This is a genomic window from Actinopolymorpha sp. B17G11, from assembly GCF_040196095.1.
GTDB lineage: Bacteria > Actinomycetota > Actinomycetes > Propionibacteriales > Actinopolymorphaceae > Thermasporomyces.
Window position 1 is genome coordinate 60,255 of record NZ_JBEFTW010000023.1, and the last position, 15,904, is coordinate 76,158.

Consider the following 15,904-nt stretch of genomic DNA (forward strand, 5'->3'; position numbering starts at 1 on the left):
CAGGCAGGATTACGGCAGCTGCCGAGGGAACGTCTAGTCGGGGCGGTCCCGCAAACTTTCAGTCGTCTCCCGTCCGCAGTCCCGACCGCCGACCTCCGAACGAAGGAGAAGCTCGTGGCCGCTGACACCGCATCCCGCGTCACCATCACCGCGATCGCCCGCGAGGCCGGTGTCTCGGTGCCCACCGTTTCTCGAGTCGTCAACGGACGTTCTGACGTGTCCCCACAGACACGCGAACGCGTCGAGGAACTCCTCCGCCGCCGCGGGTACCGCCGCCGCCAACCCCGACCGCGCGATCACGCGAGCCTGATCGACCTGGTCTTCGACGACCTCGACAGTCCGTGGGCCGTCGAGATCATCCGCGGCATCGAGGATGTCGCGCACACGTCACACATCGGCACCGTGATCTCGGCGATCCACGGCAAGGCCGCATCGGCACGTCAGTGGATGCAGAACGTCCGGACTCGGGCCACCGACGGCGTGATCCTCGTCGGTTCCGGCCTGGAGGCGCCGCTGCAGGCGGAGCTGGACCGGCTCGACGTTCCGACCGTCATGGTCGACACGGCGGGGGTACCGCCTCTGGAGGTGCCGACCATCGGTGCCACCAACTGGGCGGGCGGGCTCGCCGCCACCGAGCACCTCCTCGCGCTCGGTCACGAACGGATCGGCTTCATCGCCGGACCCCCCCGGCTGCGGTGCAGCCGCGCACGGTTGGACGGTTACCGCGCCGGACTCGCAGCGGCCGAGCTTTCGGCGGATGACGAGTTGGTATGGCAGGGCGACTTCTATCCACAGTCCGGCTTCGAGGCCGGCAACGCTCTACTTGATCACAAGGCGCGGCCGTCGGCCATCTTCGCCTCCAACGACCAGATGGCCTTCGGGCTCTACGAAGCGATCCGGCAACGCGGCATCCGGGTTCCCGACGACATCAGTGTCGTCGGCTTCGACGACCTGCCCGAGGCCCGCTGGTCCTCGCCACCGCTGACGACCGTACGCCAGCCGCTGTCCGAGATGGGCACTCTCGCGGCCCGCACTGTCCTCCGTCTTGCGAGGGGTGAGCAGATAGAGAACCCGCGGATCGAGCTCGCGACGGATCTGGTCATCCGCAACAGCACCGCGCAACCGGCGGCTGCCTGAGCCTCTGACAAACCGGTTGCCTGCCCTGACGGCGGTCTGCTTCACTCCCGGCAAGAGTTGACTCTCCAAGGAGTGTGAAATGCGTCGTTCGTCTGTGTCCATCCAGAAGGGTTCTGTCACCTATCTCGAGGACATGACGCGTCGTGAGCACGTTGAACTTGGGGATCCTGGCGCATGTTGACGCCGGTAAGACCAGCCTGACAGAGCGGTTGCTCTTCGCCGCTGGTGTCATCGACGAGGTCGGTCGAGTCGACGACGGCAGTACGCAAACCGACTCCCTGGCACTGGAACGCCAGCGCGGCATCACCATCAAGTCCGCGGTGGTGTCGTTCGTCATCGGTGACGTCACGGTCAACCTGATCGACACGCCAGGACACCCGGACTTCATCGCCGAGGTGGAACGGGTCCTGTGCGCGCTCGACGGCGCCGTGCTGGTGATCTCTGCCGTCGAGGGGGTGCAGGCGCAGACCCGCGTGTTGATGCGGACTCTTCAGCGGCTGCGGATCCCGACCCTCCTCTTCGTCAACAAGATCGACCGCGACGGCGCCAGGTACGAAGGGGTGCTGAAGGACATCGCGGCAAAGCTCACGCCGTCGATCATCGCGATGGGTGCGGCCGACGACCTCGGCACACGTTCCGGCCGTTTCACGGCGTACGGGTCGACGGATCAGGTCTTCACCGAGGGGTTGGTCGAGCTGCTCGCCGACCGTGACGACGCCTTCCTGGCCGCCTACGTGGCCGACGAGTCGGCCGTGTCGTACTTCCACCTTCGTCGGGAGCTTGCGGCGCAGACGAGCCGATGCCTGGTGCATCCGGTCTACTTCGGCTCGGCGATCACCGGCGCCGGTATGGACCCGCTGATCTCGGGCCTGACCGAGTTGCTGCCCGCGTCCGACTGTGGGGCTGACGGGCCCGCTTCCGGCACCGTATTCAAGGTCGAACGCGGTCCCGCCGGGGAGAAGATCGCCTACGTACGCATGTTCGCAGGAACTCTGCGTACCCGCGATCGGCTGCACTTCGGCGATGATCGCAAGGGAAAGGTCACCCGAATCAGCGTTTTCGAGCGCGGCGCGGCCACCTCGCGGAGTTCGGTGGCCGCCGGGCAGATCGCCAAGCTCTGGGGCCTTGCCGAGGTCCGGATCGGTGACGACGTGGGCTCCTCGTCCGCAGCCTCGGACCCGACCTCGAAAGCCACCTCGGAGCCGACCCCGGAGGCGACCGAGACCGCCGTCGGCCGTCGTTCCGCGAACGGCGGGGGCTACTTCTCGCCGCCTACGTTGGAATCGGTGGTGTCGGCGTCCCGACCTGCTGACAAGGGCGCCTTGCATGCCGCACTCACCGAACTGGCCGAGCAGGATCCGTTGATCAACCTGCGACAGGACGACATCCGCCAGGAGATCCATGTCTCGCTCTATGGCGAAGTGCAGAAGGAGGTCATCCAGGCCACACTGGCGGGTGACTACGGTGTCGACGTCACCTTCCGTGAGACCACCACGATCTGCATCGAACGCCCCGTCGGCACCGGTGCCGTCGCTGAGTTCATGGGCCAGGAGACCAACCCGTTCCGCGCCACTGTCGGGTTGCGGGTCGAGCCGGCGCCGGTCGGCGCCGGCGTGGAGTTCCGGCTGGGGATCGAGCTCGGTTCCCTGCCGTTCTCGTTCCTGCGAGCGGTCGAGGAGACCGTGCGCGAGACGCTGCTGCAGGGAGTCCACGGTTGGCAGGTCACGGACTGCACGGTCACCATCACGCACTCCGGCTACACGCCACCGCCGCCGTACGGCTGGAGCAAGGCGTCGAGTTCTGCCGGCGACTTCCGCCGGCTGACCCCACTGGTTCTGATGAGCGCGCTGCAGCAGGCTGGAACACAGGTGTTCGAACCGATGCACCACTTTCGCCTCGAGTTTCCCGCCGACGCGCTCGGATCGATCCTGCCCAACCTCGCGAGGATGCGTGCCGTGCCACACTCGCCCTCGACGCGGGGCTCCGCATCAGTGCTGGAGGGTGAGATCCCGGCGGCCAAGGTACATGAGCTGCAGCAGCGGTTGCCGGCTCTCACCCGTGGTGAGGGCGTCCTCGAGTGCTCCTTCGATCGGTACGAACCCATCCGGGGGCCTGTGCCGGCCCGCCCTCGGACCGACCACAATCCGCTCAACCGCAAGGAGTACCTGCAGAACATCGGGCGATGAGCGAGGCCTCCAACGGCCGGCCGTCAGTGGAGCACAGAGTCCAGGGCTGAGAGGTGTTCGTCATCAGCACGAGCGGCATGATGAAGGGCATGACGGAGGCGTTTGCGGTGCCCATCACCGTCCGAGGGTACGAGCTGGACACCCAGGGACATCTGAACCAGGCCGAGTATCTCCACTACGCCGAGCATGCCCGCTGGGAGTTCCTGCGTTCGATGGGGATTCAGCAGGACAAGCTGCTGGCAACCGGAGTCGGTCCGGTCACGATGGAAACCACGATCCGGTTCCTGCGCGAGTTGCGTGGTGGAGACCTGGTGGACGTGACGTGTGCGTTCGAGTGGGGAGCGGGAAAGTCGTTCCGGCTCGTTCAGCGGTTCGTCCTGAGCGATGGCACGCTGGCGGCCGAGCTGACGGCGGTGTGCGGCCTGCTCGACCTGGCGGAGCGGCGGTTGGTCCCCGACCCGAGGGCGCGGTTGAGCGCGCTGGCCGACAACCCGGACCCGCTCGACGGCTGACCGGCCCCGCATCGCCAGCCGTTACCGACTGAGGCGGCCAGCACCGCCGGGAGCATCGAAGGGTGTCGTGGTCCGCAGACCACGACACCCTCAGATCGCTGCGAGCCCCACCCTCACCGGGCGGCGGCCGCGTTGTAGAGCGCCTGCGCCTCGCTACCGAAGTAGGGCCCGAACATCACGTCCGGCAGGAAGACGTAACCGAAACTGTTGACGGAGTTCTGCACCCCGGCACCGGATGCCTCGTCGAACCGCAGGAACCACGGTCCTCCGCTCGAGCCCCCGGTCATGTCGCAGTTGAGACCGTGGTCGGTACTGAAGAGCGGGTCGTCGAACGTGGTGCCGCTGCAGTAGATGAGGCTCTCGCCGTCGTACGGATCGGCGGCCGGGTAGCCGAAGCTGTACATCGTCTGACCGCGGTCCTGGTTGAACGCGATGCCCTGGCCGCCCACGGCATCGGTGAGACGCTGGCCGTTCAACGGGTCGACGACAGCGGCACCCACGTCATAGCTCAGGTCCTCACTCGCCTCCCACTGCGGTGTGGTCAGCGTCGTGTTGGCCGTCCATGTCCCGTGCGGGCGGTCGCCGTCGTCGTAGCCGGGTACGAAGACCCAGGAGGTGTGCCAGGTCCCTTCGTACTTCACGCAGTGGCCGGCGGTGATGACAACGCTCCTGTTCCCGCTCGTGACTGCGTCGCCGGAGCACGAGGCGTCAGCGCCGTTGAAGTTGAAGAACACCCGGCCCGCGGTCTTGGTGACAGCGCCGCCGCCCGACCACGCGCCACCGGTCTCCGGAAGCGCCAACGGGATCAGGTCGGACACTGCTTGCCTGGTGGGCTGGATGAGTGCTGGCAACCCGCGCTTGACAGTGCTCACCGGTGACGCAAGCGCCGTGGTCCGGTCGAGTAGTCGGTGCATGGGTGTCGCCGAGCGCATCCGCTGTTCGCTCCAGGACGCCTGGGCGTCCTGCCGCGCCGAGGCGGCGACCCGGTGGACCGCTACCTGGTCGGAGTCCGTCGCCTGGAACTGCTGCGAGGCGACGCCTGAGGCGGCTGCCGCTGGCACCAACAGGCCCACGCCGACGAGCGTCGCCGCGAGCAGGCTGGTGAGACTGAGGACGATCGTTGATCGAGATCGACGAAGTCGCATGATGGGCCTCGCTTCTGGCATGAACCGTCGGGATCTTCGGGTGCCCCGTGCCAAACGAAAGTATCTGCCCCAGATGTCAGGGACGTGACGATTGCCAGGGTTAGGACAAAAGTTACGACTCCGGCGAGAACGGGTGCCAGGCCTTGGCACGTTGTGGTCGGTGAATCGCGCGACGGCACCAGTGCCGGGGCGACCGAGAGGTCAGGACTCCCGCACGACGTCCCGGGGATCCCGGTCGTCGCGGAGCCCACGCCAGGAGGGATGCCAGAGCCGGCCGTCGCGGGTCCACTGTGCGAACGCCACCTCGCCGACCAGCACCGGCTCGACCCACCGCGCGTCCCTGGCATCGGCGGCCGGCACGGACTCGTCGAACGGTGAAGCGTCGCGCGCCAACGGGGCAAGGCGTTCCGTGAGCGCCTTCAGGCGCGCCTGCGTGAACCCGGTACCCACCCGGCCGGCATAGACCAGGCGGTCGCCCTCGTAGACCCCGCACAGCAGGGACGCGAAGGTGCCGGCCCGGGATCCCGCTCCGATCCGCCAGCCGCCGATCACGACGTCCTGGGTGCGTACGTGCTTGATCTTGATCCACGCGGGACTGCGACGTCCCGGTTCGTACGCCCAGTCGAGGCGTTTCGCGACGATCCCCTCCAGCTGCTGCCGGCGACTCGTCTCCAATGCTGCCGCACCCATCCCCTCGAACGCCGGCGGCACCTGCCAGGCAGGTGCGGGAAGGGCGAGGTCGCGCAGGAGTGCCCTGCGCACGTGGTACGGCTCGCCGACGAGCGAACGCCCTCGGAGGTAGAGCAGGTCGAAGACGAGGTAGCAGACCGGCGCGGTCCCGGCCTGTCTCGTCGGGCCGGCCTGTCTCGTCCGGCCGGACTGTCGTGACCGCCCGCGCGGCGGGCCGTGCATGCGCGACTGCAGCCGTTCGAAGCTCGGCCTGCCCTGGTCGTCGAACGCGACGACCTCGCCGTCGACGACCAGGCCCTCCGCGCCCGCTACCTCGTCCATGGTGACCCCGGAGAGTTCGGGGTAGGTGGAGGTGAAGTCGCGCCCCGAGCGCCCGAGCAGGACCACCTGGTCACGGGCGGCGTAAGCAACCGTGCGTACGCCGTCCCATTTCATCTCGAACGCCCAACGCTCCTGGTCGGCCGGTGGTGGCATCGTGCCCGGTGTGGCCAGCATGGGGGCGATGTAGGGCAACCCCAGAACCTCGGCGGCGGTCACCTGAGGTCACCGCCGGTCGTAGACCCAGATGGCCGTCCGCGCACCGAGCAGCCTGAGGTCGTACCGGTCGCGGAACCGCAGCGCGGACGGCACGCTCGCCTTCGGGATGTCCGGCGCCAGCAGGACGATCCGCCCGCCGGCACGGGTGACCCGGGCCATCTCGGTGAGGACGTCGCGCAGCCATGCCCGTGGCTCGCCCTGCACGGTGTACTGCCGCCCGAACGGAAGGTTCGACACGCACCCGTCGACCGCCGCGTCGTCGAGGTCCAGCTCCCTGGCGTCTCCGTCAGCCACGACCACCGCCCGCCCGTCGCGGTCGTCACGGACGTTGCGGCGGGTCGCCGAGGCGGCACTGGGGTCGATGTCGCGGCCCTGCACGCTCCATCCGGCCGCCTTCGCCTCGGCGAGGATCGTGCCGGAGCCACAGCACGGGTCGAGCAACGTGCCCTGTCCGGCGGTTTCCGGTGGCGTGCCGGCGAGCCCGACCATCGCCGCGGCGACCGTGGGACGCAGGGCACCCGTCCGCTCGGTGGCCCGTCCGCCGTGCTGGCGAAGCTGGGCGGTCGTGAGGCGTACCCCGGCGACGAAGCGTCCGCGGGTGTACTCCACGGTCCACAGCTCCACCTGGGCCGGATCGGCGGTGCGCCATCGGGGTTCGGCCGCGGCGACTGCATCGCTGAGTGCCCGGCGCAGCTGGGTGCGCTGCCACGTGCGCTCCTCGAGGACGCGGACCACGACCCGATAGGTCAGCGGGCCGCGTTGGCCCTTCCCACGCGTCGAACGTGCCTCCCCCTGGCTACGCCAGAGCTGGACACCGCTGTCGAGCCGGGATGTATGAAGTAGCCGCCGCGCGATCCAGGGCGGTCGATCCCCCTCCGAACGCAACGTCCGCCCGAACTCGGCGAACACGTCCTCCACGCTCGCCAGGCGAAGCAGGCGCCGTTCCGCTCCGGGCGCGACCTCGCAGAGCAGGACATCGGAGCGTCCGTCGTTGCCGACGTCGGTGACGCGTACGCCGGTCAGCCCGGCGAGTTCGCGCCTGACGAGTGGCGCGAGGCCGGGAACCGCGAGTACGAACATCCGCCGCGTCGAGTCGGCCGTCCTGCGGGAAACCCGGCCCGCCCGCTCGGCCCGGTTGGCTGGGGGTGCCGGTCGATGCGCCATAGCGTCGCCAGCCTAGAGGACGTCCGTACGCCGGCCGTGCGGGCGTGCAGGCGTACCGGCGTGTGGGTCCCGGATCAGCCTCAGACGGCCGGCGGTCGCTGTTCGTACGGCGTCGACAGGACGACGATCGACCGGGTGGAGACGTTGGCCTTGGCGCGAATCCTCGCGAGGAGCTCTTCGAGCGCGCTTGGGCTCGCGACGCGCACCTTGAGCATGTAGTTCTCGTCGCCAGCGACCGAATGGCAGTCTTCGATCTCTGGCACGTCGATCAGTAGGTCCGGTGAATCGTCGGGCTGGCTCGGGTCGATCGGCCGGATCGAGATGAACGCCGTGAGCGGCAGACCCAGGGCTTCGTAGTCGACGACGGCCGCGTACCCCTTGATGACGCCCCGCTGCTCCAGCCGGCGTACGCGCTGGTGGACGGCGGAGGTGGACAGGCCCGTCACCTTGCCCAGGTCGGTGTAAGACATCCGGCCATGGGAGGCGAGCAGCCGGACGATCTGCTGATCGATCTGCTCCACGCCGCACACCGTACCGCGCCAGGAACCCCCACCCTGTAGCCCGCCCGTGATCATGATCGTGATCACGGAAGATTTGTCGGCGTATCAACCGCTTTTCTTTCATGATCATGAAGGCGGGGCGCTCGGCGGCACGTCGGCCCCTGTGGCGTCGCGGGTATTCACCACCCAAGAGGATCCACACGGTTCAGTGGGTACGTTCAGGCGTCGATGACCTCGAGCTCGCGGGGACGCAGGTTGAGCGAGTCGTACCCGTCGTCCGTCACCACCACGATGTCCTCGATCCGCGCACCGTGCCGCCGCTCGAGGTAGATCCCCGGCTCCACCGAAAACGCCATCCCCGGCTCCAGGACGACCGTGTTGCCGGCAACGATGTAGGGGTCCTCGTGGCCCTGCATCCCGATGCCATGCCCCGTCCGATGGATGAACGCCGGACCGTAGCCGGCCGCTGTGATGATGTCGCGCGCCACGACGTCGACAGACTCGGCGGTGACGCCGGGCCGGACGTGGGCGCACGCAGCCGCCTGGGCACGTTGCAGGACGTCGTAGTAGTCCCGGAACTCCTCGGGCGCCTCTCCCCCGGCGATGTAGGTGCGCGTCTCGTCAGAGCAGTAACCGGCCTGCGTGGTCCCACCGATGTCGACCACCACGGGGTCGCCGCGCTCGATCACCCGGTCGGAGAGCTCGTGGTGTGGTGAGGCGCTGTTGGGCCCACTGCCGACGATGACGAAGTCGACCTGGACGTGGCCCTCGGCGAGGATCGCGTCATAGATGTCGCGGCCGACCTGGCGTTCGGTACGTCCCGGGCGTAGCCACTCCGCGATCCGGGCGTGGACCCGGTCGATCGCGGCACCGGCCGCTCGCAGCGCCTCGACCTCTGCAGCCGATTTGCGCATCCGCAGCTCGCGCAGGATCTCGCCGGCGAGCGACTGTTCGGCTCCAGGGAGCGCGATCCGGAACGCAAGAACCTTCTCAGCCCACATGTGGTCATCTACGGCGACCCGGTTGACGCCCGGCAGCAGCTTGGCCACCAGGGCGTAGGCATCCTCGGTCTCCTGCCAGGGCACGAGGTCGAGGCCGAGATCAGAGGCGCTCGAGGCCTCGGCCGCCGGGTGTTCGAGGGCAGGGACGACGAGCGTGGGCGTGCCTTCGACGGGCAGGACAAGGCAGGTGAGCCGCTCGAGAGCCTTCGCGTCGTAGCCGGTCAGGTAGCGCAGATCCGGGCCCGGTGAGATGAGGAGCGCGTCGACGCCGGCCGACGCGGCCGCGCCGCGGGCGCGGGAGAGCCGGGCTTCGAGGTCGGCTGTGGGTGGAGTCACGGTCACCCCGTCACTGTAGAACGTCGGCGGGTCGTGCCACGATCTGACACGTGACGAACTCCCGTACCTCCGGTTCCGGCTCGGCGCGCCTGATGTTGCTCGACACGGCTGCGCTGTATTTCCGCGCGTTCTTCGGCGTACCCGACTCGGTGCGGGCACCCGACGGCACACCGGTCAACGCCGTCCGCGGCCTGCTCGACTTCATCACCCGGCTGGTCGGCGACCACCGTCCCACCCACCTCGTCGCCTGTTGGGACGACGACTGGCGCCCAGCCTGGCGGGTCGATCTGGTGCCGACGTACAAGTCCCACCGGGTCGCGGAGGTCGTGCCCGGCGGGCCTGACGTCGAGGAGGCACCCGACGCCCTGGAGACACAGGTGCCGATCATCCGCGAGGTCCTCGCGGCGCTCGGGATCGCCGTCGTCGGTGCGCCCGAGTGCGAGGCCGACGACGTGATCGGAACGCTGGTCGCCCGGGCGAGGATGCCGGTCGACGTCGTGACCGGCGACCGCGACCTGTTCCAACTCGTCGACGATGCGCGTGGGGTGCGCGTCCTCTACACCGCACGCGGCATGAGCAGACTGGAGCTCGTCGACGAGGCGTGGGTGGAGAAGAAATACGGCATTCCGGGCCGGTTGTACGCCGACTTCGCGGTCCTGCGCGGCGACCCGTCCGACGGGCTGCCGGGACTTCCCGGCGTGGGCGACAAGACCGCGGCGTCCCTGGTCAAGGGCTACGGCGACCTCGACGCGATCATCGTCGCGGCGGCTGACGACTCAGGTCCGATGGCGCCAGGTGTACGCCTGAAGATCCGGGAGGCGGCTGGCTATCTCGAGGCTGCTCGCAAGGTGGTCGTGGTCGCTCCCGACGCCGCCATGCCGGACTTCCCCGACCCGGTGCTCCCCTCCGAGCCGGTCGACCCGGCCGCGTGGGCCGACCTCCGCGAGCGATGGGGACTTGGCTCGTCAGCGGAGCGGGTGGTGACGGCGCTCGCCCAGTCGGCCAGCTGAACGAGCAGCACCCGGGTGGCCTGGTGGGCCCCCTGAAACTGGCGTGCCGGACGGCGCCTGCTGACGCTAGGTTGCGGACATGAGTGCAGAATCCGACCGCGTCGCCACCGCCCTGCGAGAGCTGGGTGCGGCGGGTCGCGTACACACGTTCTCCCAGGAGGTCCCCACCGCGGCCGCCGCTGCCGCCCTGCTCGGCTGCGAGGTCGGCGCGATCGCCAACAGCCTGGTATTCGCGGCTGGTGACGAACCCCTGCTGGTGTTGACCAGTGGCGCTCATCGCGTCGACACGAAGTGGCTGGCCCGGTCGCTCGACGTCCCGAAGATCAGCCGGGCGACGCCCGAGTTCGTCTTCGCGGCGACAGGACAGCGCGTGGGCGGCGTGGCACCGGTGGGCCACCCCGCCCCCATCCGCACGTTGGTCGACGTCTGGCTCGGGAAGTACGACGTCGTCTGGGCGGGCGCCGGCGACCACCTGAGCATGTTCCCCACCAGCTTCGACGAGCTCCTACGGCTGACCGGCGGGCAAGCCACTGAGGTCTGTCCGTAGCTCCGCACGTCACCCGCCCAGCCACTCCCAGGGCGAATGCGACCTCAGGGTGAGTCGGAGCCGACCGACGCGTACGCCACAACCCCCCTGCGGAGTGCGCCGACACTGGCGCGGGCGGTCTGACGCAGCGGACCCTCCCCCGCCGCGTCGGCGATCTGGTCGGCGAGGTCGAGGATCTGCTTGACCCAGCGGACGAAGTCGCCAGCTGCCAGGCCGGACTCGTCCAAGACGTCGGTGAGCGACGCACCGGAGGCCCACCGGTAGGCCGCCCAGGCGAAGCCCAGGTCGGGTTCACGCAGGAAGTCCAGCCGGAAGTCGGACTCGAGGGCATCGAGGTCGCCCCAGATACGAACGAGGGTGCCCAGCGCCTCCCGAGCCGTACCACCGGGCAGCTTGGGCGGGCCGACGTCGTCCGGGGACCGCGATTCGTAGACCAGGGCCGAGAGGCACGCCGCCAGCTCGGCGGGGTTCAGATCGTCCCAGGTTCCCAGGCGTAGGCACTCGGCGGCCACGAGGTCGAGCTCGCTGTAGATCCGGGCCAACCGGTCGCCGGCCGGCGTGGTGCGGTCGTCCTCGAGGTAGGACAGCTCGTCCAGGACCTCGCAGACCCGGTCGAACTGGCGCGCGATCGTGTTGGACCGCTGTTCGACCCGGCGCTTCAGACTCTCGGTCTCGCGTTCGAGGCGGATGAACCGCTCCGCCCAGCGGGCGTGGTCTTCGCGGTCGGCGCAGCCGTGGCAGGGGTGGGCCCTCATCGACCTTCGCAGCTGATGCAGCGTTGAGTCGTCGTCGGCCGGAGACCCGGTACGGCGAGCGACGCCCACCTCGTCCGGAGCCTTCTGCCGCAACGTGGAGGCCAGGTCACGCCTGTGCTGGGCGTTGCGAGGATTGAACGAACGGGGCACCCGCATCCGGGTGAGCGACTCCACGGGCAGTGGGAAGTCGACGAGTGAGAGCCGCCGAACCCTCCGATCTGCGGTCAGAACGGTGGGCCGTGGACCGTCACCACCGGCGGCGTGCCCGGGATCGAGGACGACGGCCACCCCAGCGCGTCGGCCGGCCGGGACCGAGATGATGTCGCCGGGGCGAAGTCGGCCGAGCGAGTCCACCACCTCCGCACGCTGGTCGGCCTTGCGCCGGCGGGCAAGCGAGTTCTCCCGGTCCTTGATCGCCCTGCGGATCGCGGCGTACTCCATGAAGTCGCCCTGATCGCACTGCATCGCCTCGCGATAGCCGTCGAGCGCCTCCTCGTTGCGGCGTACCTGGCGGGCGAGCCCGACGACTGCACGGTCGGCCTGGAACTGTGCGAACGACGACTCGAGCAGCTCCCGGGCACGCTCCCGGCCGACCTGCCGGACGAGGTTGACCGCCATGTTGTACGACGGCCGGAAGCTCGACCGCAGCGGATAGGTACGGGTCGACGCGAGTCCGGCGACGTTCGCGGGCTCGAGGTCGGGCTGCCAGAGCACGACGGCGTGCCCTTCGACATCGATGCCGCGACGGCCTGCCCGCCCGGTCAGCTGGGTGTACTCCCCAGGCGTGATGTCGGCGTGGCCCTGGCCGTTCCACTTGACCAGGCGTTCGAGTACGACCGACCTGGCGGGCATGTTGATGCCGAGGGCGAGGGTCTCGGTGGCGAAGACGAGTTTCACCAGCCCTCGGGCGAACAGCACCTCCACACATTCCTTGAACGTCGGCAGCATTCCGGCGTGGTGTGCGGCGAGGCCACGGGCGAGGCCGTCGAGCCACTCGGCGTAGCCGAGGACCGCGAGGTCCTCCTGGGGAAGGTCGGCGCATCGCGCTTCGACGTAGCTCCGGATCTCGTCGGCCTCGTCAGGTGTGGTGAGCCGGATGCCGGCGTAGAGGCACTGCAGAACGGCGGCGTCGCAACCCTGCCGGCTGAAGATGAACATGATCGCCGGGAGGAGCCCCTCCGCCTCGAGGTTCTCGGCGACCTGGTGGCGCGTCGGGGTGAACGCGATTCGGCTGCCCCCTCGCGTTCCCCGCCCACCACCCCGTCCCCGCGGGCCGCGATCGTCGCGGCGAGAGAACCGCCAGTGGTCACGGATGACCCTGGCCAGCTGCGGATTGACCTGCGGCCGGGCGTCGGGCTTGCCGGTGTCGGCGAACAGGTCGTACATCCGGCGGCCGACCATGACGTGCTGGAACAGCGGCACCGGTCGGCGTTCCTCGACGACGATCTCGGTGTCGCCGCGCACGGTGGCGAGCCACTCGCCGAACTCCTCGGCGTTCGAGACCGTCGCGGACAACGACACGACCTGTACCGACTCCGGAAGGTGGATGATCACCTCTTCCCAGGTGGCTCCACGGAAGGGATCGGCGAGGTAGTGCACCTCGTCCATGACGACGTAGGACAGTCCGGTGAGCGTGGACGACCCCGCGTAGAGCATGTTGCGCAACACTTCGGTCGTCATGACGACCACCGGTGCCTCACCGTTGATCGTGTTGTCGCCGGTGAGCAGACCCACCCGCTCGGGACCGTACCGGTTGACCAGCTCGGTGTACTTCTGGTTCGACAGCGCCTTGATCGGCGTCGTGTAGAAGCACTTGCGGCCGGATTCCAGGGCGAGGTGAATGGCGAACTCGCCCACCACCGTCTTGCCCGAGCCGGTAGGGGCGGCCACGAGGACGCCCTTGCCGGCCTCGAGCGCCTGACATGCGGTGACCTGGAACGGGTCGAATGTGAAGGTGTAGAGCTGTCGAAACGACCGGACTTGCGGGCTGTCGGCGCGGAATCGGGCGTACCGCTCCGCCGGGGAGCTCATGCCCTACAGGCTACGGCCCCCTTCGCCGACGGGCCCGACGGCGTCCCCGAAACGCCGGGCGGCCACCCGAGGGCTGCGGTGCGCGTCAGCGGGGCGGTGGGGCGAAGACCGTCAGTGCACCGGGAACGCACTCGACGGTCACGGGGAGCGGCCCCATCCGTTCGCCGTCGGCGAACGACACCAGGTCCGCCGAGGCCATGCTCAACCGCTTGGCGCGGTACACCGTCACGGCCGGGTGGCCGACGTGGGTGCCCTTGGCGAGCTTGGGAAAGACGCGCACCAGATCGCGGCGGGGCACCGCACCCACAACGGTGATGTCGAGGAGACCGTCGGTGGGATCGGCACCTTCACAGATGCGGAGCCCGCCGCCGTAGGAGTTGGTCACTCCCGCCGCGACAAGCAGCGCGTCGATGTTCTCGGCCTCGCCGTCGAACTCGAGCCCGAAGTGCTGCGGCCTGAACGCGCCCAACTCGGCAATCGTCGCGAGGTCGTAGCGGAGCCGCCCATGCGGCCAGGTCATCCGGTTGACGCGTTCGGCGACCCGCGAGTCGAAGCCCGCGCAGAGGACCGTCGCGAACCAGCCGGACGCACTGTGCCTGGCAGCGGGGTGGCTGGCATCGTCTGCCGGTTCCGCATCCACTCTCACTACTCGGCCGAGGTCCTGGGACCGGGTGTGGCCGGCCACCACGATGTCGGCCGCCGCCAGCGGGTCACGGACGGGAATGCCGAGGCTCCGGGCAAGGTCGTTGCCGGTGCCGGCGGGGATCACCGCGAGTGGTGTGTCGGTCTCGGCCACCGCGTCGAGGGCGAGATGGATCATCCCGTCACCGCCGATGATCACCAGGCCGTCGACTCCGCGGGCGACAGCGCGCCGGGCGAGGTCAACCGACTCGGCGGCGTCGCGGCCGGCCTCCCACCGCGCGTTGAGCCCTGCCTCACGCAGCCGCTCGGTGACCGGGTCAGCCAGTCGGGCACCGCGCCCACGACCGGAGGTGGGGTTGACGAGAACGACGATCTCACGATCCACGCGGCGAGCGTAGCGTGATCGGCTGGGCGCTGGTGATGCAGTCCGGACAAGCGTCACCCGATGGTTGTCGTCGACGTACGACAATCCCGACGTTCCGACGTTCTCCTCTGGTGGGGTCGCTCAGTCGTCGTCGAGCCGGCCCGCACGCTCGATAGCGTCGATGTCGATGCCCTGCGCGATGAGCCTCGCCCGTCGCCGTCGCTCGATGAAGCGTGCTATCAGCTCCGAGGCAAGGAAGAGGATCGTCATCGGGGTGGCGAGCAGAAGCATGGTGATCGGGTCCGTCGAGGGGGTCGCGACCGCGGCGAACACGAAGATCCCGAAGATGATCCACGCACGTGCCTTGCTGAGCCGGGCAACAGTGAGGACCCCGACAACGTTCAACATCACCACGAAGATCGGGATCTCGAACGCCAGCCCGAAGACAAGCAACAGCCGGATAACGAACGACAGGTACCGATCCACGGTCGGCAAGTTCAGCACGTCGACAGGCGTGAAATCGATCAGGACGTTCAGCCCTTTGGGCATGGCGAGATAACCGACCACGATACCGGCGATGAACAACGGCGCCGCCGTGCCCACGAACACCATGGTCCACTTGCGTTCGTTCCTGTGCAGCCCAGGAACGATGAACGCCCAGATCTGATAGAGCCAGACAGGCGTCGTCGCGACCAGCCCGGCGATGAGCGAGATCTTGAGCTGCATCATGAGCGGACCGGCGACATCGTTGAAGGTGAGGCTCGCGTTGATCTTCTCGCCAGCCGGGCGCGACTCGTTGATCCTGTCGATTGCGTCTCGGAGCGGATCCGCGAGCAGGTGGAAGAGCTCTTCGTAGAAGAACCAGCCCACGATCGCACCGAGGACGATCGCGCCGACCGCCTTCATGAGGCGCGAACGCAGCTCACGAAGGTGCTCGACGAGCGTCATCCGCCCTTCGGGGTCAGACTCCGGCTTGGGGGTACGCCAACCCCGCAGCCGGCCGAGAGAGAGGCTCACGACACCCCCAGGTAGGCCCGGCGCAGCTCAGAGTGATGCGGTGGAGGTGACGCCTTCACCGCGTGGTGCGTTCGGAGTCCTCGACCGGCTGGGCGGCGGTCTGTCCAGTACCGTTCGCGCTGGTCGTGTTGGCCGCGTTCGCGGTCTGGTTGATCGGCTGCGGGGGCGCGTCGGCCTGCGGCTTGTCCTCGTCGCGGATCTCCTTCTTGAAGATCTTCAACGCCTGGCCGAGACCCTTGGCGGTCTGCGGCAGCCGGGTCGCACCGAAGAGCAGCACGAGGACGACTCCGATGATGATGAGTTCGGTGGGTCCAAGATTTGGCATGACGG

The 15,904-nt window shown here is 68.7% G+C and carries 14 protein-coding genes; 5 read left to right on the top strand and 9 right to left on the bottom strand.

Features of this window, described 5'->3' with window-relative positions:
- Positions 1-114 precede the first annotated feature (114 nt).
- The 3 genes from ABN028_RS22215 (at position 115) to ABN028_RS22225 (ending at position 3,835) form a co-directional block, all read left to right on the top strand.
- Positions 115-1,137: a LacI family DNA-binding transcriptional regulator gene (locus tag ABN028_RS22215; protein WP_349697960.1), complete on the top strand. Its 1,023-nt coding sequence runs from the start codon at positions 115-117 to the stop codon at positions 1,135-1,137.
- A 143-nt stretch (positions 1,138-1,280) separates the two neighbouring features.
- On the top strand, positions 1,281-3,323 hold the full coding sequence (locus ABN028_RS22220; RefSeq protein ID WP_349697961.1) for a GTP-binding protein: 2,043 nt from the start codon (positions 1,281-1,283) through the stop codon (positions 3,321-3,323).
- 89 nt (positions 3,324-3,412) lie between these two features.
- On the top strand, positions 3,413-3,835 hold the full coding sequence (locus ABN028_RS22225; RefSeq protein WP_349691727.1) for an acyl-CoA thioesterase: 423 nt from the start codon (positions 3,413-3,415) through the stop codon (positions 3,833-3,835).
- 113 nt (positions 3,836-3,948) lie between these two features.
- Here ABN028_RS22225 and ABN028_RS22230 read toward each other — a convergent pair whose 3' ends face one another.
- From ABN028_RS22230 to ABN028_RS22250, 5 genes are all read right to left on the bottom strand, one after another.
- Positions 3,949-4,980 carry a trypsin-like serine peptidase gene (locus tag ABN028_RS22230; protein ID WP_349697962.1) on the bottom strand — a complete coding sequence of 344 codons (1,032 nt, stop codon included), beginning with the start codon at positions 4,978-4,980 and terminating at the stop codon, positions 3,949-3,951.
- 201 nt (positions 4,981-5,181) lie between these two features.
- Positions 5,182-6,207, bottom strand: a complete 1,026-nt coding sequence (ligD, locus tag ABN028_RS22235; RefSeq protein ID WP_349328560.1) for a non-homologous end-joining DNA ligase — start codon at positions 6,205-6,207, stop codon at positions 5,182-5,184.
- 6 nt (positions 6,208-6,213) lie between these two features.
- A complete protein-coding gene (locus tag ABN028_RS22240; protein WP_349697963.1) occupies positions 6,214-7,371 on the bottom strand; it encodes a TRM11 family SAM-dependent methyltransferase in 1,158 nt (385 codons plus the stop codon).
- Positions 7,372-7,451: 80 nt separating this feature from the next.
- Positions 7,452-7,892 (bottom strand): Lrp/AsnC family transcriptional regulator, encoded by a 441-nt coding sequence (locus ABN028_RS22245; protein WP_349328558.1) that lies wholly within the window; start codon positions 7,890-7,892, stop codon positions 7,452-7,454.
- A 197-nt stretch (positions 7,893-8,089) separates the two neighbouring features.
- Positions 8,090-9,214 (bottom strand): M24 family metallopeptidase, encoded by a 1,125-nt coding sequence (locus tag ABN028_RS22250; RefSeq protein WP_349697964.1) that lies wholly within the window; start codon positions 9,212-9,214, stop codon positions 8,090-8,092.
- Between the two features lie 86 nt (positions 9,215-9,300).
- Here ABN028_RS22250 and ABN028_RS22255 point away from each other — a divergent pair, with 86 nt between their 5' ends.
- Both ABN028_RS22255 and ABN028_RS22260 read left to right on the top strand, forming a co-directional pair.
- On the top strand, positions 9,301-10,218 hold the full coding sequence (locus tag ABN028_RS22255; protein WP_349697987.1) for a 5'-3' exonuclease: 918 nt from the start codon (positions 9,301-9,303) through the stop codon (positions 10,216-10,218).
- A gap of 79 nt (positions 10,219-10,297) precedes the next feature.
- Entirely contained in the window at positions 10,298-10,765 is a 468-nt protein-coding gene (locus tag ABN028_RS22260; RefSeq protein ID WP_349697965.1) for a YbaK/EbsC family protein, read from the top strand.
- 44 nt (positions 10,766-10,809) lie between these two features.
- Here ABN028_RS22260 and ABN028_RS22265 read toward each other — a convergent pair whose 3' ends face one another.
- The 4 genes from ABN028_RS22265 to tatA form a co-directional block, all read right to left on the bottom strand.
- Positions 10,810-13,551, bottom strand: coding sequence for a DEAD/DEAH box helicase (locus ABN028_RS22265; RefSeq protein WP_349697966.1), 2,742 nt, complete (start codon positions 13,549-13,551; stop codon positions 10,810-10,812).
- An 85-nt stretch (positions 13,552-13,636) separates the two neighbouring features.
- Positions 13,637-14,578, bottom strand: coding sequence for a diacylglycerol kinase (locus tag ABN028_RS22270; RefSeq protein ID WP_349697967.1), 942 nt, complete (start codon positions 14,576-14,578; stop codon positions 13,637-13,639).
- Between the two features lie 120 nt (positions 14,579-14,698).
- Positions 14,699-15,574, bottom strand: coding sequence for a twin-arginine translocase subunit TatC (gene tatC / locus ABN028_RS22275; protein WP_349328553.1), 876 nt, complete (start codon positions 15,572-15,574; stop codon positions 14,699-14,701).
- A 55-nt stretch (positions 15,575-15,629) separates the two neighbouring features.
- Positions 15,630-15,899, bottom strand: coding sequence for a twin-arginine translocase TatA/TatE family subunit (gene tatA / locus ABN028_RS22280; protein WP_349328552.1), 270 nt, complete (start codon positions 15,897-15,899; stop codon positions 15,630-15,632).
- Positions 15,900-15,904 lie beyond the last annotated feature (5 nt).